Source organism: Bacteroides sp. RTP21281st1_H5_RTP21281_210402, assembly GCF_040918965.1.
GTDB lineage: Bacteria > Bacteroidota > Bacteroidia > Bacteroidales > Bacteroidaceae > Bacteroides > Bacteroides congonensis.
The window spans coordinates 73,513-97,314 of record NZ_JBCOWR010000019.1; the positions used below are offsets into that span (position 1 = coordinate 73,513).

Sequence of the window (23,802 nt, forward strand, 5' to 3'; positions counted from 1 at the left end):
ATAACTGCGCAAAATGAACCAAGCCAATACCGAACATGCAATATATGGCTGGATACTACATAATGCCGGCTTTATATGGCGATTTTGACGCTGATTTATTAATCGACAACTGGAGTTGACCACTTAGCTGACTGGAGTCGGCTATTTAGCCAACTGTAGTCAGCCATGTAGCCGACTTTAGTCGGCTGATACGATGCCGGCTATTTCAATCCGGTATCCGGTCATATCCTTCTTCTTACGTCCTTCCATATAAGAGAACACTTGAGCCTTTGTTTGAGCCAGGGTTTCCTTTCTTAAAAATGTGTAAGCGTCTCCGCGATGTGAACAATGTGAAGGATGTGAAGAGTTGAAATGAGGTTATAAAATCACAGCAAACATCTGTCATTCTACAGTTTATGAGACTGTGAAAAGCGTGAAAGACAAATAAAGCAAAAGGCTGCAAACTTTATGGAGTTTGCAGCCTTTTGCTTTATCAAACAATACTGTTTACATTTCTATAAATTCCGGATGTCATAAGTCCCGCCCGCTTTTGTGGCAAAACTGATGAGATGTTCTCCCAGAACCTTTACTTTCACTTTCCGTCCGTCTTCCGCATGGACTGCCACCGTTCCTGCATGGTTACATTTCAAAACACATTCGCCGCCACTTCTTGATAAAATCTGCATACGGCTGATTTGCTTGTTGCTCCACTTCACGGAACAAACAAAGTTTCCACGAGCCACCAACCCCTTATAAGAGCCGCTTGACCATGCATCCGGCAAGGCCGGAAGAGGTTCGATATATCCTTCATGACTTTGCAGAAGCATTTCCGCCACTCCGGCTGTTGCCCCGAAATTACCATCTATCTGGAAAGGCGGATGCACATCCCATAAATTCTCCAGTATGCCGGTTTTCAACAATTGCTGATACAATTTAAAAGCCCTGTTTCCATCCTTCGTACGAGCCCATAGGTTCAACCGGTGTGCCATTGCCCAACCTGTCGATTTATCCCCGCGATTGTTCAACGTGACAATAGAAGCTTTCATCCATTCAGGGGTAGTACCATTGATAAGAGTTCCCGGATAGAGTGCGCATAAGTGGGAGATATGACGATGACGCGGGTCGCCGATGTCACTGTACTTCTTTTCTTCCCGATATTCTTTGATTTGCCCGGATTCTCCGATATGGATAGCATCCAGTTTGCCGATTTGCTCCTTGACAAGCCGGAGAAACGGATCTTTGATTTTCAAGATATGCGCAGCCTTCAACACATCGTTATGATTCTCGTAAATCATGCTTTGGTCAAACGTGCATCCTTTAGTCTGATAATATTCTCCCTGATGACGCTGTTCGGGCGAAGCGGACGGCTCTGCCAGTAAAAAGCCGTCGGGCGAAGGCCTCAACGTCTTGCTCAGGAATTTCGACATACCCAAAATGGCGGGATAAGTATGTTCACGCAGGATTTTCTCGTCGCGCGTAAAGTCATAATAATCCCAAAACAGTTTCGTGGTGAATCCGCCTGTTCCCGGTCCGGAGTGTCCGCCGGGGCCGGGGATGGCGAACGCATTGGCTCCCGTACCGATAGTCCATCCGTTCTCTTCCGGGTCGGCAGCCAGAGCGGAAGGGTTATGCTTCTTAAGATAGGCAATGGCCTTTTGGTTCGCTTCCTTGCGGAACGCCTCGTTGTAATCCACATATGACTCGAACAATTCAGCCAGGTTCGTATTGAATACCGGCCAATAGTTCATCTGAATGTTGATATTATGCCAATACCCTCCTGACCATGGCGAATAATCGTACTGACTCCACACTCCTTGCAAATTAGGCGGCAACGCCCCCTTCCGCGAGGAAGCAATCAGCAGATAGCGTCCATACTGGAAAAGCAACTCTTCCAGATACCGTTTCTCCTTGCCATTCTTATAATCCAGCAGCAACCGGTCGGTAGGAATATTCGATTGTTTATTTGTCAGAGACAGCTCGACACGGCCATACAACTCTCTGTAATCTTTCAGATGCTCCGCCCTTAGCGCAGCTTCTCCCTTTTGTACAGCTTGCGTGATGCGCCGGGTCACAGTTGCATGAGGATGTTCATAGCCAGTAAACTTATTTTCCGGAGCAAGCGTGAACAAAGTTTCGTTCAACTGGTAGGAAGTCCCGGCAGCAATCAGCAGAACGACACTATCCGCATTGTTCACCTGAATCATCCCGTGGTCTCCGTCTGCATCATTAAAAGCACTCATCTTGCCACCACTTGGCAACACCTTGATTTGGGCTTCGTACGGGAGACGGAAGAACTGGACTTCCCCGGTCATGGTAATCAAATCGCCTTGCGCAGACACACGTCCCGTCCGCCCGTTCTTCTCGTCATTATATTCGCGCAAATAGGGAAGAACCGGCCGGAGAAGAAAAGTCACCTTTCCGGGTTTGTCCGCTTTCAGTTTGACAACAATGACATTGCTGGGATAATTGGCGAAATACTCCCGCGTATAATTTACGCCGTCGTACTCGTAACTGACCGTAGAGATGGCATCATCAAGAGACAGCGCACGACGATAGTTCATGGGGACCTGATGATGGATATCCAGGTAAATATCCGCAAAACTGGTAAGGCCTCCCCTATTATAAGGTCCTTTGTTTCCGAGTGTTTTCTCGGTCAGTTGGATGCGTTCCGTATCCGTACGCCCGAAAACCGACGCTCCCATGTATCCGTTTCCGATAGGCAGGCTCCAGCGCTCCCAATCTTCATCGTAAGGAAAACCCCTGCTCTTAACACGGCTCACAGAACCGCTGTTAGGCGCAGGTTCATTATACCATAACACACTTTTCTTGCTTTGACCGGCCACCACATCAGGAACTCTTTTCGAAGAGTCCTGTGCGTATAGAGTGACACCTGCATAATTCATAAAGAATATGCTTATGAATACAATCAATCTCTTCATTGGTTAGTTTTTATAGATATCATTTATTACAAGAATATCAATCTTCTCCCAAATTCTCAAACGACTTGCCGTCTACGATTTTGTCGGCTGCCATTTCTTTAGAATAATATTCCTTGGATATTTCAAAGTATTTCTTGAAAAGCCGTTTGGCGATTTCAATCTCGTCGCCTTGTGTAATTGGTGTACGTGCCTTGTTATAGGTAGAAACAAAGTTCATCTCCCAATCCGCCATTTTATTGTAAAGCGCGTTGGCACGGAAATCTTCGCGTCCATAAGCCAGTTTCAGTCCTTCTTCCGTATACTCTTCCCCACGGTCGAGATAGCCCAGCATTTCATCATAGAACATTTGCCAACGCTTCAGATAGAAATTCTCAATCAGTCCGGCCCATTCACGCCAGGAGTAGTCGAAGATACGCGGGTCACCGTCCCCTCCCCAGATAGTCACCAGTGCGGTAGCATCCTTTTCGAGCAGGTTCTTTTCAGCTTCCGTTGTTCCCCAGCTACGGGCATCGGTCAGCCATTTATCAAAGTTGAATTCTTCGCGGGTACGTAGCAAGACATCCGTATCGTGCATCAATTCAAGAAAACGCTCGCTGTGCAAAAGGAAGTTCTTGCGGTCTTTCTTCTTGAAAGCACCTGCCGCACGTTTGTGCATCACTTGCCCTAAATTGGTAAGTATTTGACGTTGCAGGTCTACCAAATCGAAACGGTAAGGTTTGGAAGCTCCCAACTTGTCTGCTTCATCCAAAAGCAATCGTTGAGCTTTCCACAATAATAGCGGAGAATAAGGAATACCCAGTCCCTTGTTTGGTCCCGACTTCTTTACGTTCAACGCCGGACGGGCAGCAATGATAGAACTGCGTTCCGTACCGTTCGTTCCTTTTTTATAAGGACCTTCGAGAAGATACAGCCATGCCTGTGCTGTTTTCTTGGAAGGTGCACCATAACGGCGTGCCGCATAATCCGCCAGCCATTCTTCAAGATTCACCTTTCCGGCATGAAGGGGCATCTCGAATGTCAGTTCGTAAAAGACCGGATTCTGAATGATGGATTCCATAAACAGACCGGAACCACACACATTATCCCATTTGTCGCAAGCCGTCGCATACTGGTTGGAAGCTATCAGTCCCAAATCACCATGCATATTGATGCGACCGCCGAAATTGTGCAGATTACCCGCTACGACCGGATACCCCCAGACAGGAGCATTCTTGTTGTTCCTTTCCTCTTTGTGTGTCTTGTCGCAACGTCCGCCGCTCAAATCCAGAATCAGCAGGTCGGATTTGGGGACAGCCTTCACAATCGGCTCACGAAGGCTCCACGACTGCATTGCCCACAACGCGTTCGGGTCGAATGACTTAAACAGTTGGTGAATCGCTTTTCCAACCGCATCCAGATACTCGGGAGTATCAACGGGCGGTTTCCCTTCGTGGAAAGGGTCGGCAGCGTAAACGCCATGCGCCCCGAAAAGCTTCTTCTCCTCTTCCAGGAAGTCACGTCCGAAAGAGAGGAACAAAGGGTCGGTAGGGTCAAGCTGTGCCGCTCCCTGAAAACCACACCATCCTCCCCGTTTGCTGATTTTAGCTTTCGGGAACTTCTTTCTCATTTCACGGGGTACATAACCGGAGAACCCTTGCTGGATAGGCTGCATGCCCAATTCCAACTGCCGGTTGATAATCTGCCTGCCCAGTTCGATATGCGACTCTATCCACGACAGTGGAAGCGGACCGCCGTAGCTCTGTATATTCTGCATCCACTGCCAGGCGAAATGTGCCGGACCGGTCAGGCAACCACGGGCTTCTTCGTCTGTAAATCCATACTTTAATAAGGTATTATACCATACGGCTTCCAGTCCGACTGCCGCAAGAGGCATATTGATGGAATTCATCGCCATATAGTCCAGTTCACGTTCCCAACGCTTCCAGTCCCACCAGGGAGCGGTATAACTGAACGTACAGTAATTCATATACACCCGGTACTTGCCGTTGATAACCTGTTGTTTCCCTTTTTGTGAAGCAACGGGCGCAGGCAGTGATTTGGGAAGTTTCAACTGGTCGCCAAACCAGGATACATGCGCCCCGCAGGTATACTTCAGATATTGGTTGTACGCCGTAGCCAAAGAGACAGGATTGTTTCCGCGCAGGATAACTTTTCCTTTCTTTCCGTCGATTTCATATACATCCTGTCCGTCCTTGCCGGCAGGAATCAGTTCCAGTACAAACTGCTTACTGTAGCCCGGGGTCACCCGTTCTATCAAACCGTAAGCGGCACGAATCCCGGTATCTTCTTTCTTGAACGCTGTGCTCAGGAAAAAAAGCCCGATGATGAATAAATAGCGGTAGAAAGGCAGTACCGCACTGCTTTGAGTAATTTTCATGGTTGTTCTTTTTTTGGTGGCTAAGATACGGGGGATTCCCGACAACGAGTTGCAAGAATAAACCGAATACTATCAAAGCCACTTTTTTCATGTTTGCAGAAAACGACCGGTTTGTAATTTTCCGTCATTCATTTGCAAAATAAGGTATTTCCGGTGAAATAACCGTTTTTATAAGTATTAGACTTACCTTTATAATCCGTTTTCATAAAGATGTCGTAGTTTTGAGCCAGAAAATTAATCTATCTGATATCATAAACGAATAACATTCACAACCATGAAGAAATTCTTATCTATCGTATTAATACTGACGCTAACCATAAGCGCTTTCGCACAACCACAGCAAGGAAAGATGAGCCATAATGAAAAGATGGGCTGGTGGCGCGAAGCCAAGTTCGGCATGTTTATCCACTGGGGACCTTACTGCCTCTACGGGGGAGTCTACAACGGATTCAACCAACGCCGCGGAGGAGCCGAATGGATTATGAACCGCTGTAAAATTCCCGTTCGCGAATACCGTGCCAAGGCAAGCACCTTCAATCCGACCAAGTTCGACGCGGAAGACATGGTGCTCACTGCCAAGAATGCCGGAATGAAATACATTATTTTCACGACCAAGCATCATGACGGATTCGCCATGTTCAAGAGTAATGCAAGCAACTTCAATATCGTAGATTATACACCTTTCAAGCGGGACATTGTAGACGAACTGGCCAAAGCCTGCCGCAAGCACGGCATCAAACTTGGATTCTACTATTCGCAAACTCAGGACTGGTGCAACCCCGGCGGTGGAACCATCCGCAAAGAGATGAAAGAAGGATGGGCCAACCCCGACTCTGTTGCCATCGACCAGTACACCAAAGCCAATCTGGGCGGTTGGGACTGTCTGCAACGTTCCGCTTCAATCGAAGATTATTTCAAGAACGTAGCTATCCCGCAAATCAAGGAACTGCTGACCAATTACGGAGATGTAGCCGTCATGTGGTGGGACACTCCGCACCGCATCTCCAAAGAGATTGCACAGGAAATCATGGACGAACTTGCCAAATACCCGCAGGTTATCATCAACGACCGTCTGAAACGTCCGGACTTCCCCGGAGATTACAAGACTCCGGAAGGACGTATCCCGAAAGCCAAAGACATCGAACGCGTAGACTGGGAAACCTGCATGAATATCGGTACCTCATGGGGGTATAAAAGCTGGGAGAACAAATGGAAAAATGCGGAAACCGTTATCCGCAACCTGAATACAATCGCTGCCCGCGGTGGAAACTACCTGCTCAATGTAGGTCCCGACCCGACCGGCACTATCCCGGCTCCTGCCATGAATTGCCTGAAGCAGGTAGGCGAATGGATGAAAGTAAACGGCGAAGCTATCTATGGCACACAACGCAGCGAAGTATTCCCGGCATGGGGAGAATGTATCCGCAAGGATGAGAAGAAAAACTCAGTCTATTACCTCTCGGTATTCAAATGGCCGAAAGACGGCAAACTGACTTTCGAAACTCCGCATAAGGTGAAAAAAGCAACTTTGCTTGCCGACAAATCGACACTGAAATTCAGCAAAACGAACAATGGAATCGTTATTGACGTACCTGCAAAAGCTCCGGACAAGATAGCAACTGTCATCAAACTGGAACTTTCAGGGAAACTGGCTCCGGTTGAATTAATATCCAATACAGCCAAAGCTTTCGAGATTGTTGATGAATAATTAGTAATAGACGAAAAAATATGAAGGTAAAAAGTCTATTGTTTTCAGGATGGATGCTCTTTTCCGCAGTATCAGGATACGGAAAAGACTATAAACTCTGGTATGACGCACCGGCTACCGTATGGGAAGAAGCCCTTCCCCTCGGTAACGGTCGCATCGGAGCAATGGTTTACGGCAATCCGACACAGGAAGTGTACCAACTGAATGAGGAGACATTATGGTCGGGGTATCCGCAGGACTGCAACAACCCGAAAGCGGCGGAAGTACTGCCACTGGTTCGCAAGGCCGTCGACGAAGGAGATTATGTCAAAGCCAGCGCCCTGTGGAAGGAAAACGCGCAAGGACCGTACACAGCACGCTATCTCCCGCTGGCAAACCTAATGCTATCGCAACCGACAGAAAAACAGTCAAAGAACATATACAGAGATTTGAACATCTCAAACGCCACTGCTACGGTGACTTACGAAGCAGATGGAGTAAAATACCGCCGTACCTCATTTATCTCATACCCTGACCAGGTAATGGTGGTCAAAATGGAAGCGGACAAGAAGCAGTCAGTCTCTTTGGACGTACGGCTGAACAGCCTGTTACGCTATCAGGTCAAAGCGACCGCACAAGATGAATTGCTGCTGGACGGAAAAGCACCGAGCTACGTTGCCAACCGTGATTACGACCCGCGCCAGGTTATTTATCATGACCAATTAGGTTTGAAGTTTAAAGTAAAAGTTAAATTGTTGTCGAAAGGGGGAACGTATGCTTCGGGTGATTCTCTTCTCTCTATACGAAACGCAGACGAAGTGACGTTACTCCTATCGGCAGCAACCGACTTTTACCAACCGGAAATCAAGCTGAGTGACTGTAACCGCACTTACGAGGAACTGATAGACAGGCATCTCAAAGACTATCAACCACTGTTCAACCGTGTGGAACTCTCATTGGGGAAAAGCTCTCCTGAAAAGGAAAAGCTACCCACCAGCCAACGGTTGAAACAGTTTGCCGCCGCCCCCAACGATAACGGCCTACTGGAGTTATACTACCAGTACGGACGCTACCTGATGATTGCCTCATCCCGTCCGGGCGGACTCCCGGCCAACCTGCAAGGTATCTGGAATCACCGTGTACAACCACCCTGGGGTTCGAACTATACCACCAATATCAACACCGAGATGAACTACTGGATGACGGAAACAGCCAACCTGCCGGAATGTTTCACCCCTCTTTCCGACTTCATCCGACGCTTGTCCGTAAACGGAGCCCAAACTGCCAGAATCAATTACGGCATGGACCGCGGATGGCTGGCACACCATAACTCGGACGCATGGGCACAAACGGCTCCTACCGGGGGATATGACACTGATCCGAAAGGTTCTCCACGCTGGTCTTGCTGGCCACTGGCAGGCGTATGGCTTTGCCAGCATCTATGGGAACATTACGCTTTCGGCGGCGACCGCCAATACCTGTCGCAGACAGCTTATCCCATCATGAAAGGCGCTGCCGAGTTCCTGCTGCAATGGTTACAGAAAGACCCGGAAACCGGAAAATGGATAACGAATCCTTCCACCTCTCCCGAAAACCGCTTCCGCTATATGGATAAAAACGGGCAGATACAAGATGCGGAACTAAGCCGTTCTTCGGGTATGGACCTCGGTCTTGCCTGGGATTTGCTGACCAACTGCACCGACGCTTCCCGTATCCTGAATACGGACGCTGCTTTCCGCAGCCAACTGGAAGAGGTACGTTCCAATCTCCAACCTTTCCGAATCGGCTCGAAAGGGCAGTTGCTGGAATGGGAAAAGGAATTTGAAGAAATCGACCCGAAACACCGTCACGTATCCCACCTGTTCGCCCTTCATCCGGGACGGCAGATTCTGCCTGAAAGGGATACAGAGCTTGCCAACGCCTGCCGCCGCACGCTGGAACTTCGCGGAGACGGGGGCACAGGATGGGCAATGGCATGGAAAATTAATTTCTGGGCCCGCCTGCACGATGGCAACCATGCATTCCTAATGCTGAAAAACGGATTGAAGTATGTAGACGCTACCCAGGAGAGCATCAAAGGCGGGGGCACATATGCCAACCTGTTCGACGCTCACCCGCCCTTCCAGATAGACGGCAACTTCGGTGGAACGGCAGGTATCACGGAAATGCTCTTACAGAGCCATGCCGGTTATATCCATCTGCTTCCCGCCCTGCCGGACAACTGGCAGGAAGGCAGTATCCACGGCATCCGTGCAAGAGGCGGTTTCACAATCGACATGGAATGGAAGAAGGGAAAAATCACCCGTCTGTCCGTCACTTCACACTTAGGCGGCACTTGCCGCATACGGGAAGGTGCTTCGGAAAAAGAAAGAACAATAGAGACTCAAAAAGGAAAGACTTATTCAATTCAATAAAAAAAATAACAGACCATGAAAAAGCAATATAAATCTATCGCATTAGCTTGTTGCCTTGCCATCAGTTGCAACACTTTCACCGCTTGGGCGCAAAGCGGAGACGAACAAGGGCTTGAAGTCCCCGGCAACACACAACTTCCCCAAGACAAGGAAGCCATTATAAAAGCCGGCAAAGGCTGGTGGAAAGAATCCCGCAAGAATTACGACGCACGAATGGCATGGTACAACGAGGCCAAGTTCGGCTGTTTCATCCATTGGGGTGTCTACTCCGTTCCTGCCGGCATCTGGAAAGGAAAGAAACTGGGAGGATATACGGAGCATCTGATGCGCAAAGGACGTATCCCTTTGGAACAATATAAGAAAGAACTTGTAGCCCCGTTCAACCCCACGGAATTCAATGCGGAAGAATGGATGCGCCACGCTTCGGAAGCAGGCATGAACTATTTCATCATTACTGCCAAGCACCACGACGGATTTGCCATGTATCCTTCGGATGCCTATCCGTATGACATGCGCCTGACAAAGTATGGCAAAGACCCGATGGAAGCACTGCGTAAGGCAGCCCGGAAATATGGCATCAAATTCGGTTTCTATTATTCGCACGCTTTCGACTGGGAACATCCGGACGCTCCGGGCAATGACTGGGATTATGACAATCCCGGCGGAGACAAGTTGCTGGGCGGAGCCAATTGGTGGACAGGGGAGCGCAAAAGTTTCCTACCGAACGCCGAGAAATATGTGGAAGAGAAATCTATCCCCCAAATACAAGAACTTATCAAAAAGTATGACCCCGACATTCTTTGGTTCGATACCCCAAGCAAACTTCCCCTTTACTTGAATATACGTATCTTAGAAGCTATCCGCGAAGCCGACCCACAGAACAAGATTGTGGTGAACGGACGACTGGTAAGATTCGGTTCCCAGAATATGGGGGACTACCGCAATACGGGCGACCGCGCCGCTTTCTTCTTTCCCACAAAAGGGGTGTGGGAATCCATACCGACCACGAATGAATCTTACGGATACAGTGTCGTGGATACCGTACGCAAGTCTGTCCCGTTCTTCGTGCAGCTATTGGCAAGCGCCGCTTCAAAAGGTGGCAATATCCTGATGAATGTAGGGCCGATGGGAAATGGTAAATGGGATGCCAGAGACGTGGAAGTATTCCAAGGAATCGGCAAATGGCTGAAAGTAAACGGAGAAAGTATCTACGGGACACAACGTACCAACCTGCCCGTGCAACCGTGGGGAGTAACGACTCTGAAAGGAGATACGCTATATGCCCATGTCTATCGCTGGCCTTCCGACGGTAAACTGGTCATCGGTGGATTGCGGTCGGAAATCAAAAAAGGCTGGTGTCTTGCCAACAAAAAAACTTCGGTCAAGTTCAACCGGTTGAATGCCGATGACTACGAACTGGCATTGCCCGCCAAAGCTCCGGACAGCATGGATGCGGTAATCGCACTGATTCTGGACAAGCAACAGGCACCGAATCCCATCCGCCTGCTTGATGCCAGACAGAGCAATATCCTTTATACTTTCGACGCCCAGCTACAAGGCAGGGGACTTGGTTTCGGTGACGGCAAACCAAACCGTAACTACGTGAAGAACTGGAAAAACGAAAACCAGAGCATGAAGTGGAAACTTCGTCTCAATGAACCTGCCGAATATACCGTCTATCTGGACTATAACACTGCAGGCAAGAACGACACGGGAACTGTTATCATAGAAATCGCAGGGCAGAAGTTTGAAGTAAACTATCCCGCTTTCTACGAAAGAAATGGCAGCAGCAGTGTTCTTGTCGGCAAAGTGAAACTGGACAAAGGAGCATTGGAATGTAACTTGAAAGGCAAACAGCATACAGGAAACCAGTACATGAATCCTATCGCCGTGCGTCTGGAGAAGTAATTATGAAATTTGTATATTAACTCATCAAGTATGAAACGAAGAATACAACAATTATCACACACTCTCATGCTGGGTTTGTGTATAGGAATAGGTTCTTCCTGTACCCCTAAACTCGGAAATACGATAGTAGAAGACAACATGATGTTCGCCCAACTGCAATTACGGGTTGCCTTCGACGAGATAGACTATGCCCGCACCAACGAGTCGCCCGAAAGCCGGGAGAAACGAGAGAAAAACGGTTGGGGGGAACTCACCAACCCGCGTAACTCCGAACCGGACGGCAGCCTGCATCTTGTTCCGTCCAAAGACTGGACCAGCGGCTTCTTTCCGGGAGAATTATGGTATATCTACGAATATACCCAAAACAACTTCTGGAAAAAGAAAGCGCAGCAGCACACCGATATGCTGGAGCAGGAAAAAATGAACGGAAAAACGCATGACATGGGGTTCAAGATGTATTGCAGCTACGGCAACGGCTACCGGTTGACCCAAGACGAACGGTATAAAGAAATCCTGCTACAATCGGCACGTACCCTTGCCACCCGCTATAAACCGGCAGCCGGCATCATCCGTTCCTGGGACCACAACAAGAACAAATGGCAATGCCCTGTCATCATCGACAATATGATGAACCTCGAGCTATTATTCTGGGCAACCCGCGAAAGCGGTGACTCCACCTATTATAATATAGCGGTCAACCATGCACGGACGACGCTGAAAAACCATTTCCGACCGGATTATAGCTGCTATCATGTAATAGATTATGATACCATCACAGGAAATGTACTGAAAAAGAATACACACCAGGGGCTTTCACACGAATCGGCATGGTCGCGCGGACAGGCTTGGGCTTTGTACGGATATACCATGTGCTACCGTGAAACGAAGTTGCCCGAGTTCCTGCAACAGGCACAGAAAGTGGAAGAGTATCTCTTCAACCACCCCCATATGCCGGCAGACCTCGTCCCTTACTGGGATTTTGACGCTCCCAATATCCCGAACGAACCCCGGGATGCTTCATCGGCATCTGTGATTGCTTCGGCTCTCTACGAACTTAGCCTGTATGATACGGAAAACGCAGAGAAGTATCAGCAACAAGCAGACAGGATAATCGAAAACCTCGCAAAGAATTATCGGTCTGACATGGGACAGAACAACGGCTTCCTGCTGCTGCACAGCACAGGAACCAAACCTTCGAACACCGAAGTGGACGTCCCCATCGTCTATGCGGACTATTACTTTATCGAAGCCTTGATGAGAAAAGACAAATTGGAGAAAACAGGCAAACTCTTTTAAAAAGACAAAAACATGAAACGATTGATTTATATATTATGCATCTTGATAGGTTGTCTCGCCACATCGGAAGCAAAGGTACCCGCCGGGCATAAAATCCGCCTGACCGACAACTGGCTTTATCTCCGGGGAGACATCGGGAACATTTGGGAGGCAGTACGCCCAGCCAGTCCCGGCACTTCCGAAAGCGTGCCTTTATGGACTCCCGTCAGCCTGCCGCACTGCTTCAATGCAACGGATGCCGTAGACCCGGACGTAAACTACTATCAGGGTCCCGGCTGGTATAAGACATTGCTCGACATACAGAACCCTTACCCCAACGGACGCATCCTGCTCGACTTCGAGGGAGCCGGACAGAAAACGGAAGTTTATATCTACACCACTCTGGTAGCCTCTCACGTAGGCGGTTATGATGAATGGACGGCAGATATAACGGAAGCGGTACAGGCATTTGTCTCCACCCCCGAATACCAGAAACGTTTCAAGGGAAAAATTCCTCTCTCCATCCGGTGTGACAACAGCCGGGATGCGGAAATGATTCCTTCCGACTTGTCGGACTTCAACGTTTACGGCGGATTATACCGCTACCTGAACCTTGTATATGTGCCGGAAGTTTCCATCGAACGGTTGCAGATAGACGCCACAACAGACAAAAGCCTGAAAAAGGCAGAGCTTGCCGTACAGGCATTCTTCTATAATCCGGCAGATGTGAGAAAGGCGACCGCGCAGATTATCATAAAAAGCCCTTCGGGCAAAGTGATACTGAACGAAGAAAAGGAAGTGATGCCTCTCGGCAAATCCTCTCTGCTGGCAGCTACCATTCAGAAACCTGAATTATGGTCGGACGAACACCCGACACTTTATACCTGCGAAGTCATTCTGAAACACAACGGACAGGAGCAGAGAGCCACCGAACGTTTCGGCTTCCGCCACTTTGAATTTATAGAAAAAGGGCCTTTCATGCTCAACGGTTCACGCCTGTTACTGCGCGGCACGCACCGCCACGAAGACCATGCAGGCGTAGCCGCCGCTATGACGGAGGAACAGATGCGCAGGGAAATGACCTTAATGAAGCAGATGGGTGTCAACTTCATCCGCCTGGGACATTACCAGCAATCGGATATCATCCTCTCTTTATGTGACGAACTGGGTATCCTCGTATGGGAAGAAATCCCCTGGTGCCGCGGCGGACTGGGTGGCGAACGCTATCAAGCGCAAGCCAAACGGATGCTGACGAATATGATTCACACGCACCGGAACCATCCTGCGGTTATTATCTGGGGATTGGGTAACGAAAATGACTGGCCTAATGACTTCCCGGAATTTGACAAAGGAAAGATACGCACTTTCATGAAAGAGCTGCATGACCTGGCTCATCAACTGGACGACAGCCGGGTGACTGCCATCCGCCGGTGTGATTTCTGCAAGGATATTGTAGACGTCTACTCTCCCTCTATCTGGGCAGGCTGGTACAGAGGCATCTTTACCGATTACAAAAATGCTTCCTACCACGAAATGCAACAAGTGAAGCACTTCTTCCACGCCGAATGGGGCGGCGACTGCCATGCCCGCCGTCACGCGGAAGACCCGTTTGCCAACCTGGACAAGATTGAAGGCGGAAAAGGTACGGACGAACGGGCGGGTGACGCTTCCCTTTACGGAGGAAACGCACGTGCGTCAAAAGACGGAGACTGGTCGGAAAGCTATATGGTACGCCTCATCGACTGGCATCTTAAAGAACAGGAAACCATGGACTGGCTGACCGGCTCGGCTTACTGGCCGTTCAAGGATTTCTCCACCCCGGTACGTCCGGAGAATCCCGTTCCTTATGTCAATCAGAAAGGGGTGGTAGAAAGAGACCTCACTCCCAAAGAGACTTATTACGTTTTCCAATCCTACTGGGCCAAGAAACCGATGATACATATCTACGGACATACATGGCCTATACGCTGGGGAAAAGCCGGCGAGAAGAAAGAGATACTGGTATATTCCAACTGCCCGCAAGTAGAGCTGATAGTCAACGGTACGTCACAAGGCATGAAGAAACGTAACAGCCAGGACTTCCCGGCCGCAGGACTTCATTGGAACTGCCTGTTGCAGACGGGAGAAAATACAATCATTGCCCGCTCACAAGGCAAGGAATCCATCGCAGATACCATACGTTTCGTATATGAAACCCGCCAATGGGGAACCCCTGCACGGATACAGACAAAAGTCACTCCATGCGGAGAGGGTATTTCCCTGCTGGAAGCCCAACTGACAGACGCACAAGGCGTACCTTGCCTGGATGCTAAAAACTACATAGAATTCGGGCTGACAGGAGACGGCAAACTGATTGAGAACTTGGGAACTTCCACCGGTTCACGGAAAGTACAGGCATACAACGGCCGTGCAGCTATCCGCATAGACAAGAAAAAAGGTGAGTCCGTCGCATCCGTCCGTAGTGATATTCCACAAATTAAAACTACATTTGTTGTGATTAAATAAACAGACAACCATGAAAAACTATATGCAATTAATGATTGTTGCCTTTTTCCTGTTCACCGGAGCAGGAAAAACGGCAGCACAAATCCCCGCCACCCGTATCTATGACGGGGAGAAACTGGCCAAAGTAAAAGCACGTATCCATTCGGAGGAATACGCGCCTGCTTTCAACAAATTAATAAGTGACGCTGATAAAGCACTGAAAAGCAAACCTGTCTCTGTGATGGACAAAGAGATGGTTCCAGCCAGCGGTGACAAACATGATTATATGAGTATGGGGCCTTACTGGTGGCCCGACCCGACCAAACCGGACGGCCTGCCCTATATCCGCAAAGACGGAGTACGCAACCCCAACGCAACAAGCGACCGTACCAACATCGGGAAGACTATCAGTAATATATTGGCTTTAGGAACCGCCTACTATTTCTCCGGCAACGAGAAATATGCAGCCAAAGCTGCCGAGTTTGCCCGTGTATGGTTCCTGAATCCCGAAACACGTATGAACCCGAACATCAACTACGGTCAGATGATTCCCGGGCGCAACGGCGGCAAAGGCAGGGGATTCGGCATGATTGACGCTTATTCCTTCATCGAAGTACTGGATGTAGTGGAAATGATGAGTACCTCTTCTTCTTTCACGGAAGCAGACCGCAAAGGACTGGAACAATGGTTCACAGACTACTTGGAATGGATTCGTACAAGCCCCATAGCCAACGAAGAACGGACAGCGGAAAATAACCACGGGCTGGCATTCGACGTGCAGCAGACGGTCTATGCGCTTTTCACCGGAGATTCGGCATTAGCACGGAAAACAATCAGTGAATTCGCGGAAAAACGCCTGTTCCCGCAAATCGAACCGGATGGCAAACAACCCCGTGAGCTGGCTCGTACCACAGGCTTCGGTTATACAAATTTCAATTTAATTCATATGATGGATATGTGTGCTATCTGCAAGACACTGGGCATCGACATCTATAACAGCACTTCCAAAGACGGACGCAATATGGCAAAAGCATTGGAATATATGGCTTCTTTCGTCGGCAAGCCACAAAGTGAATTTCCTTATCAGCAAATCAAAGGCTGGGACAGGGAGCAACAGTCCAGTTGCTGGATATTGCGCCGCGCTTCTTTCTACGACAAGAAATCCGGCTGGGAGAAAATCAGTAAGAAATACATGAAAACTCCCTCATCAGACCGCAGATATTTACTGTATAGCTTAGAATAACCGACATGAAAAGTAAATTACTTCTTATCATCCTGACTGCTTTTCTCTGCCTTCATTCAAAAGCGGAAACAACCTCAAAAGCAGCTCCCAAGACTCCTAAAATAAAAGTAGCCTGTGTGGGCAACAGCATTACCGCCGGGGCCGGTATCAAAAACCGTGACAAAGACAGCTACCCCATGATGTTGGGACAAATGCTGGGAAAAGAATACGATGTACGCAACTTCGGTGTCAGCGGCCGGACAATGCTTCAGAAAGGAAATTCGTATATGAAGGAAAAAGCCTACAAACAGGCACTCGACTTCCAACCGGATATCCTGATTGTAAAGCTGGGCACAAACGATACCAATCCTTCTTTCTGGAAATACAAAAGTGAATATTCCAAAGATATGCTGACCATGCTTCAGGCCTTCCGCCAAAAATCGCCTTCGGTGAAAATATATCTTTGTTATCCGGTAAAGATAAACGGTGAACGGCTGAACGCACGCGACAAAGTAATCACAAAGGAAGTAATTCCCATGATTAATAAGGTGGCCGGACAAGTGGACGCACAAGTAATAGACCTGCATACTCCTACCGAAAATATGCCGGAGAATTTCGTTGATGAACTTCACCCCAACGAACAAGGTGCACACATACTTGCAAAAGTTATCTACAAAGCACTGACAGGCAAAGAAACGGCTCACGAAATACAGCCGTTCCCCGGTCTGAAAGGAAAGTGGAAAGGATACGAACGGTATGATTTTACATACAAGAACAAAGCTGCTATCGTAGTACGTCCGAAAAAAGCACTGGAAGGAAATCCCTGGATATGGCGCCCCGCCTTTTTCGGTTCTTTCGCCTATGCAGATGAAGCACTGCTTAAAGAAGGTTTCCACGTTGTCTATTATGACTTGACCCACCAATACGGTTGCCCAAGCTCTATCAAAGCCGGAACGGATTTCTACAATAATATGGTTTCCCAATACGGGCTTTCTTCCAAAGTGACATTGGAAGGAATAAGCCGCGGAGGTTACCAGGCACTGCAATGGGCGATTGTGCATCCTGAAAAGGTAGCGTGCATATATCTGGACAATCCGGTATGCGATATGTTCAGTTGGCCGGGAAAACAAAGAGAAAAGTTATGGAAAGATTTCCTGAAATTATGGCAACTGGACGAAACTATCACTCCCGAAACGTTCAAAGGCAACCCGATACACCATCTGCAAGCATTGGCAGAACAGAAAGTACCGATTCTTGCCGTATGCGGGGATAGTGATAAAGTCGTTCCTTTCGCGGAGAATATGAAGCTAGTCCGGGACGCTTACGTCAAACTGGGCGGACCGGTGGAACTGATTATCAAACCGGGAGCCGACCACCATCCTCACAGTTTGGAAAAGCCGGAACCTATCGTCGACTTTATCATCCGGCATCAACCCGCCTATCAGAAGAAACAGTATTATAATGTACGCGGCAGCCTGGCAAACTCTTTCATCCGTTTTGAGAAGGAACGGAAAGGCCGTGTCGCTTTCTTCGGCGGTTCTATCACAGAGATGCGCGGTTGGAGAAATATGATTCAAGACCAACTGAAACAACGTTTCCCTTTCACCGAATTCGATTTTGTCGATGCCGGCATACCTTCAACCGGAACAACTCCCCATGCCTTCCGAATGGAAAACGACGTATTGTCAAGAGGAGATATCGACCTGCTGTTTATCGAAGGTGCCGTAAACGACCATACCAACGGGTTCTCGCCACGCGACCAAATCCGGGGAATGGAAGGGGTAGTCCGCCATGCACTGACGGCAAATCCTTATACCGACATTATCATGCTGCACTTTGTATACGAGCCTTTCCTTCAGATGTTCCCCAAAGGGCAGACACCGGATGTTATCCTGAACCACGAAAGGGTTGCCAATCATTATCTGATTCCTTCCATTAATTGTGCACGAGAAGTTTCAGAGCGGATAGAAGATAAAGAATTCACCTGGAAAGAATTCGGCGGTGTACATCCTAAATGGTTCGGACACAAGTTTTATGCAGCCGATATACAAGCACTATGGGACGAAATGTGGTCATTGCCGGAGAATAGTACGCGCCAGCCGCACGAAATACCTGCAAAGGCTTTGGACAAATACAGTTACACCAACGGAAAGTTTGTCGACCTGAAAGAAGCCCGGATTGAGAAAGGCTGGAGCATCCTCTCTCCCTGGCAACCGAAAGAGAAAACGAGTACACGAAAAGGATTTGTCAATGTCCCGATGCTGTACTCCGATACTCCGGGAGCTACTTTCACGTATTCCTTCAAAGGAAAAGCGGTAGGCTTGTTCATGGCTTGCGGCCCCTATTCAGGAATCATCGAATACAGCATTGACGGCAAGGAATTCCGCAAACTGGATACATTTACCAAATGGAGCAAGAGGCTCTATCTTCCCTGGCTGTATGTACTGGACTCGGAACTGGATTCTCAAAAGACACACAAGCTGACCGTACGTATCTCCAAAGATAAAAATGCGGAGAGTAAAGGTACGGAATGTGTAATCCGCAATCTTGTGATTAACGAATAAGGATTGACTCCAATCATGCACTTTCATACGAAAGATATGACAGACCGGATTCTTGAATCTTCAGGAAAGGGCCACTAAAAAAACAATCTTTATTAAAAGGAGAAACCGCCATAGTGGTTATTATAAACATAATTATTATATTTGCAATAATCATGTTTATAATAACCACTATGTCCATTGTCAATAACCCTTTTATCGTAGGCGGATACCTATCTCCTCATTACTTCTGTGACCGGGAAACGGAAACAGAGCAACTGATTCGTAATATTACGAATGGCAGGAATGTCGTAATCATCTCTGTACGTCGTATGGGAAAGACAGGGCTCATCCGCCATTGTTTTTATCAGGATAAGATAAAAGAGAATTATCACACCTTCTTTATTGATATATATGCCACATCCAGCCTGCGGGAGTTTGTCTTTGCTTTGGGAAAGGAAATCTTTGAAAGACTTAAACCCAAAGGAATGAAATTCATAGAACGGTTCTTCTCCATAATCTCATCTCTACGGGCCGGATTCAAACTGGATACTATCACAGGTGAGCCAACCTTCGACATTGGATTAGGAGATATCCATGCAGCGGAAACAACGTTGGATGAAATCTTCGCTTACCTGGAACAAGCAGATAAACCCTGTATCGTAGCCATTGATGAATTTCAGCAAATAGGCAATTATGCGGAAAAGAATGTAGAAGCCATATTGAGAACTAAAGTCCAACATTGTCAAAATGCCCGTTTCATCTTTGCAGGAAGTCAGAAGCATATTATGATGAATATGTTCAACAGTCCGGCTCGGCCTTTCTACCAAAGCGTCAATATGATGCAACTAAAAAGTATCCCACTTACAGAATACAAAGCATTTGTTAAAAGGCTTTTCCTTGAAAATGAAAAGCACATTGAAGAAGAACTGATAGACGAAGTATATAATTTCTTTGAAGGACATACCTGGTATATACAACTCATGTTTAATGAATTATATATACTCACCGGAAAAGGGAAATTATGTAGCCGTTCCCAACAAACCATCGCTCTGACCAATATCCTTCAGATGCAGGACTTCACTTACCAGGAGATTTTCTCCCGCCTTCCGGAGAAGCAGAAAGAGGTACTCATCGCTATAGGAAAAGAACAAAAAGCGATAGGAGTAACTTCAGGAAAGTTTATAAAAAAGTATAAGCTAAGTACTCCCAGTTCCGTACAATCTGCGCTCAAGGGGCTACTGGAGAAGAATTTAGTCTCTCAAGAACAGAATCAGTATGAAATATCCGATAGACTGTTAGGGGTGTGGTTACAAAAAAACTATTAAGGGCACTGTTTATGTACATATCATGCAGCTATCATTACAACCACCTAATTTTTTCTCTTATGAAAATATTGAAAGCTTTCCATATCGTTATTGCCGTTACCGGGCTACTGACCGGACTGCTCTTCTCCTCTTCCATATCTGCCCAGGATATTGCTGGTACCTGGCACGGAAAACTAACCGTCCCCACCGGTTCGTTGACTATCGTATTCCACATTAATCAAACAGAACAAGGAGCTTATGTCACAACACTCGACAGCCCCGACCAGGGAGCCAACGGTATAAAGACGCAATCCACTTCTTTCAAGGACTCCATAGTGACAATTCAGATACCTTCTATCCATGCTTCCTACAAAGGTAAATTGAGCAGTAACCATACGATAAGCGGAACTTTCACGCAAGGAATGCCCATACCGTTGAATCTGGAAAAGGGAGAAGCCGCTCCCCTCAAACGTCCGCAAGAGCCTCAACCGCCTTTCCCTTATAGAAGCGAAGAAGTCACGGTAAGGAATGAACAGGCCGGCATCAGTCTTGCAGGCACACTGACTCTTCCCGAAAAGGGAAGCAAATTTCCGGCAGTGGTTATGGTGACAGGAAGCGGCGCGCAGAACCGGAATGAGGAGATTATGGGACATAAACCTTTCCTTGTCATCGCCGACTATCTGACCCGGAACGGAATCGCAGTGCTGAGATGTGACGACAGAGGAACAGCCGCATCACAAGGTGACCACACAACAGCTACCAACGAGGATTTCGCAACAGATACGGAAGCTGCCATCAACTATCTGCGTGGCAGAAAAGAAATAAACACAAAGAAAATCGGCATTATCGGACATAGCGCAGGCGGAATTATAGCATTCATTGTAGCCGCCAAAGACCCGTCGGTTGCATTTATTGTTTCATTGGCAGGAGCCGGTGTAAGAGGTGACAGCCTGATGTTGAAGCAGGTAGAATCAATTTCCAAATCCCAGGGAATGCCGGATGCGGTTTGGCAGGGAATGAAACCGTCTGTACGAAACAGATATGCCATACTGCAACAGGCGGACAAAACAACAGGCGAACTGCAAAAAGAATTATATGCAGATGTTACTAAAACGATGTCGCCCGAACAACTGAAGGATTTGAATACCGTACAGCAGATTTCCGCCCAAATCAGTTCAATGACTTCGCCATGGTATCTCCATTTTATGAGATATGACCCCGCCAAGGATATGAAGAAAATAAAATGTCCCGTTTTTGCGTTAAACGGAGAAAAGGATATTCAGGTGGATGCCGCCATGAATCTGACAGCCATCCAACAAAGAATCAATGAAAATGGAAATAAGAAAGTAACTGTAAAAGCCTATCCGAACTTAAACCATCTGTTTCAGACCTGCCAAAAAGGTACATTGGCCGAATATGGACAACTGGAAGAGACTATCAGTCCGGAAGTATTGAAGGATATTACTGATTGGATAAAAAAACAATAAGCCCATCAAATGTATTACCTTCCATTTAGACTGATATTATACAAATTGATTTAAATCAAAATCTATCCGTGCGAACTCACTCTGACTGATTTTGTTTTACCTTTGCAGCCGAAAAAAAAGCAGCGGCAGGTAATTAAGGTAAAAAGTAACAGTATCAGGTATAGTTTCGTATGAAGAAAAGTCTTATCGCATTGGCGTTCGGTACCTTGGGATTAGGTATTGCCGAATTTGTAATGATGGGAATATTGCCCGACGTGGCAAAAGATTTAGGTATCAGCATCCCCATGGCGGGACATTTCATTTCAGCTTACGCCTTAGGCGTTTGTGTGGGTGCACCTGTGCTGACACTGGCTCGCAAATATCCGTTGAAACATATTCTCTTAGTATTAGTCACCTTGATTATGGCAGGTAATATCTGCGCGGCTATGGCTCCCAATTATTGGGTGTTGCTTGCTGCCCGTTTCATCTCCGGTCTGCCTCACGGAGCATACTTCGGCGTGGGTTCCATTGTTGCCGAAAGACTGGCTGACAAGGGAAAAGGTTCGGAAGCAGTTTCGATTATGATTGCCGGAATGACTATTGCCAACCTTTTCGGCGTACCGTTGGGAACTTCTCTCAGCACCATGCTTTCCTGGCGTGCCACCTTCCTGTTGGTAGGTATTTGGGGAGTTGTCATCTTGTATTATATCTGGCGTTGGGTTCCTCACGTGGAAGGATTGAAAGATACAGGTTTCAAGGGACAATTCCGCTTTCTGAAAACTCCGGCTCCGTGGCTGATTCTCGGTGCTACGGCATTAGGAAATGGTGGCGTATTCTGTTGGTATAGCTATATCAATCCCATGCTGACACACGTTTCCGGTTTCTCTGCCGAAAGTATTACTCCTTTAATGATTCTTGCCGGCTTCGGAATGGTAATGGGGAATCTGATTAGCGGACGTCTCTCCGACCGCTATACTCCCGGAAAAGTGGGAACCGCTGCGCAGGCACTTATCTGCATCATGCTATTGCTCATATTCTTCCTTTCGCCTTACAAATGGGCGGCAGCTTTGCTGATGTGTCTTTGTACGGCAGGATTGTTCGCAGTCTCCAGTCCCGAACAAGTATTGATTATCCGCGTGGCAAAAGGCGGAGAGATGTTGGGAGCCGCTTGCGTACAGGTCGCTTTCAATTTGGGAAATGCTATCGGTGCTTATGCAGGGGGACTTGCCATCAGCAGCGGATACCGCTATCCCGCCCTCACCGGTGTTCCGTTCGCATTGATTGGATTTACTCTGTTCCTGATTTTCTATAAGAAATATCAGTCCAAATACGAAAGTTCCTGAAACGGTTATACCCGAAAAAAAGAAAATCAAGCTATCGGATGAAAAAAGAAAGGGTCGGACGGTTATTGATTCAATAATTTACTATCTTTGTACGGTCGTAGCGCGACATGTATTTACATTTTAGATAAAAAAAGCGTTTAGCTGGTTTCTGTGCAAATGAAAAGTCGAAATTATCAAGCACACATGAAAACAGACGAATGCTCCCTGCAATAGGCGGGGGGTGTTTCCTGTTTGTGTGCAAGGGCTTCGACTCCCTCATTTGCGGATAGGTAAATACCCTTCCGCTTTTTTTATGCCCATACGTTTGCAAAAGATATGAAATATAATCTTGCAATAACTATACAGGCAAGTAGAATCAGACAGGAGTGTCCCGCGTCTGAAGGCTATTAAGTTGAAAACGCAACATTCTGGTGTTGCTACTTGCCTTTTACGATATTCTTTTTTAAGGCTAGCTACCCCCCCGAAGGGGAGCAAATGGATTTTATCCGGCTGCTCCCCTTATTTTTATGAATCCCACAGGCAGGATGGGACTATCAGCAACGGTTTGTTCAATATTCAATAATTAGTTTTATTGCGACTTTTCTTTTGCCATGTATTGATAATGTGTATATCTGCACAAAACTCATATCAAAAATGTGATGATTTATATATGAGGACGCTATTCTATGGTTGGAGCAGGCAGGACTCATTAATAAGGTTGTGTTAAGCAAGTCGCCAAAGTTCCACTTAAAGGCTTATGATGATTTGGGCGGAAAAAGAATAGCTTGTTCATTCCAGTTCGCATCGGTTATGAATCAAATCCGTACGGTTATGTTATGAACTAATTTCGAGCTTGTGCAGATTTATTTTTAATGCTTAATG

The 23,802-nt window shown here is 47.4% G+C and carries 12 protein-coding genes and 1 pseudogene; 11 read left to right on the forward strand and 2 right to left on the reverse strand.

Annotated features, from left to right (window positions below; translation table 11 throughout):
* Positions 1–494 precede the first annotated feature (494 nt).
* Positions 495–2,918: a glycoside hydrolase N-terminal domain-containing protein gene (locus tag AB5443_RS21360; RefSeq protein WP_368114354.1), complete on the reverse strand. Its 2,424-nt coding sequence runs from the start codon at positions 2,916–2,918 to the stop codon at positions 495–497.
* A gap of 37 nt (positions 2,919–2,955) precedes the next feature.
* Positions 2,956–5,295, reverse strand: a complete 2,340-nt coding sequence (locus tag AB5443_RS21365; protein WP_022139337.1) for an alpha-N-acetylglucosaminidase — start codon at positions 5,293–5,295, stop codon at positions 2,956–2,958.
* A 274-nt stretch (positions 5,296–5,569) separates the two neighbouring features.
* Here AB5443_RS21365 and AB5443_RS21370 point away from each other — a divergent pair, with 274 nt between their 5' ends.
* The 11 genes and pseudogenes from AB5443_RS21370 to AB5443_RS21420 form a co-directional block, all read left to right on the forward strand.
* Positions 5,570–7,003 (forward strand): alpha-L-fucosidase, encoded by a 1,434-nt coding sequence (locus tag AB5443_RS21370; RefSeq protein WP_195662122.1) that lies wholly within the window; start codon positions 5,570–5,572, stop codon positions 7,001–7,003.
* A 20-nt stretch (positions 7,004–7,023) separates the two neighbouring features.
* Positions 7,024–9,396: a glycoside hydrolase N-terminal domain-containing protein gene (locus AB5443_RS21375; RefSeq protein ID WP_368114353.1), complete on the forward strand. Its 2,373-nt coding sequence runs from the start codon at positions 7,024–7,026 to the stop codon at positions 9,394–9,396.
* A 15-nt stretch (positions 9,397–9,411) separates the two neighbouring features.
* The gene (locus tag AB5443_RS21380; protein ID WP_195406321.1) at positions 9,412–11,304 is read left to right on the forward strand and encodes an alpha-L-fucosidase; all 1,893 of its coding nucleotides are present in this window, start codon (positions 9,412–9,414) and stop codon (positions 11,302–11,304) included.
* Positions 11,305–11,334: 30 nt separating this feature from the next.
* On the forward strand, positions 11,335–12,600 hold the full coding sequence (locus tag AB5443_RS21385) for a glycoside hydrolase family 88 protein (protein WP_195406322.1): 1,266 nt from the start codon (positions 11,335–11,337) through the stop codon (positions 12,598–12,600).
* A gap of 12 nt (positions 12,601–12,612) precedes the next feature.
* On the forward strand, positions 12,613–15,084 hold the full coding sequence (locus AB5443_RS21390; RefSeq protein WP_368114352.1) for a glycoside hydrolase family 2 TIM barrel-domain containing protein: 2,472 nt from the start codon (positions 12,613–12,615) through the stop codon (positions 15,082–15,084).
* Between the two features lie 10 nt (positions 15,085–15,094).
* The gene (locus tag AB5443_RS21395) at positions 15,095–16,306 is read left to right on the forward strand and encodes an alginate lyase family protein (RefSeq protein WP_277130155.1); all 1,212 of its coding nucleotides are present in this window, start codon (positions 15,095–15,097) and stop codon (positions 16,304–16,306) included.
* Positions 16,307–16,311: 5 nt separating this feature from the next.
* Positions 16,312–18,849 carry an alpha/beta fold hydrolase gene (locus AB5443_RS21400; RefSeq protein ID WP_368114351.1) on the forward strand — a complete coding sequence of 846 codons (2,538 nt, stop codon included), beginning with the start codon at positions 16,312–16,314 and terminating at the stop codon, positions 18,847–18,849.
* A gap of 170 nt (positions 18,850–19,019) precedes the next feature.
* Entirely contained in the window at positions 19,020–20,153 is a 1,134-nt protein-coding gene (locus AB5443_RS21405; RefSeq protein ID WP_195406368.1) for an ATP-binding protein, read from the forward strand.
* 59 nt (positions 20,154–20,212) lie between these two features.
* Positions 20,213–21,619: an alpha/beta hydrolase family protein gene (locus tag AB5443_RS21410; protein ID WP_368114350.1), complete on the forward strand. Its 1,407-nt coding sequence runs from the start codon at positions 20,213–20,215 to the stop codon at positions 21,617–21,619.
* A gap of 170 nt (positions 21,620–21,789) precedes the next feature.
* Complete coding sequence (gene araJ, locus AB5443_RS21415) at positions 21,790–22,941, forward strand: MFS transporter AraJ (protein WP_195406326.1); 1,152 nt, start codon at positions 21,790–21,792, stop codon at positions 22,939–22,941.
* Positions 22,942–23,589: 648 nt separating this feature from the next.
* Positions 23,590–23,760, forward strand: a pseudogene (locus AB5443_RS21420) (ATPase); the annotation flags it as partial.
* Between the last annotated feature and the right edge of the window lie 42 nt (positions 23,761–23,802).

Excerpts from the sequence above, each read along its gene's own strand:
- AB5443_RS21360 (WP_368114354.1), bottom strand. The coding sequence starts at position 2,918 with ATGAAGAGATTGATTGTATTCATAAGCATATTCTTTATGAATTATGCA.
- AB5443_RS21365 (WP_022139337.1), bottom strand. The coding sequence starts at position 5,295 with ATGAAAATTACTCAAAGCAGTGCGGTACTGCCTTTCTACCGCTATTTA.
- AB5443_RS21370 (WP_195662122.1), top strand. The coding sequence starts at position 5,570 with ATGAAGAAATTCTTATCTATCGTATTAATACTGACGCTAACCATAAGC.
- AB5443_RS21375 (WP_368114353.1), top strand. The coding sequence starts at position 7,024 with ATGAAGGTAAAAAGTCTATTGTTTTCAGGATGGATGCTCTTTTCCGCA.
- AB5443_RS21380 (WP_195406321.1), top strand. The coding sequence starts at position 9,412 with ATGAAAAAGCAATATAAATCTATCGCATTAGCTTGTTGCCTTGCCATC.
- AB5443_RS21385 (WP_195406322.1), top strand. The coding sequence starts at position 11,335 with ATGAAACGAAGAATACAACAATTATCACACACTCTCATGCTGGGTTTG.
- AB5443_RS21390 (WP_368114352.1), top strand. The coding sequence starts at position 12,613 with ATGAAACGATTGATTTATATATTATGCATCTTGATAGGTTGTCTCGCC.
- AB5443_RS21395 (WP_277130155.1), top strand. The coding sequence starts at position 15,095 with ATGAAAAACTATATGCAATTAATGATTGTTGCCTTTTTCCTGTTCACC.
- AB5443_RS21400 (WP_368114351.1), top strand. The coding sequence starts at position 16,312 with ATGAAAAGTAAATTACTTCTTATCATCCTGACTGCTTTTCTCTGCCTT.
- AB5443_RS21405 (WP_195406368.1), top strand. The coding sequence starts at position 19,020 with ATGTCCATTGTCAATAACCCTTTTATCGTAGGCGGATACCTATCTCCT.
- AB5443_RS21410 (WP_368114350.1), top strand. The coding sequence starts at position 20,213 with ATGAAAATATTGAAAGCTTTCCATATCGTTATTGCCGTTACCGGGCTA.
- araJ (WP_195406326.1), top strand. The coding sequence starts at position 21,790 with ATGAAGAAAAGTCTTATCGCATTGGCGTTCGGTACCTTGGGATTAGGT.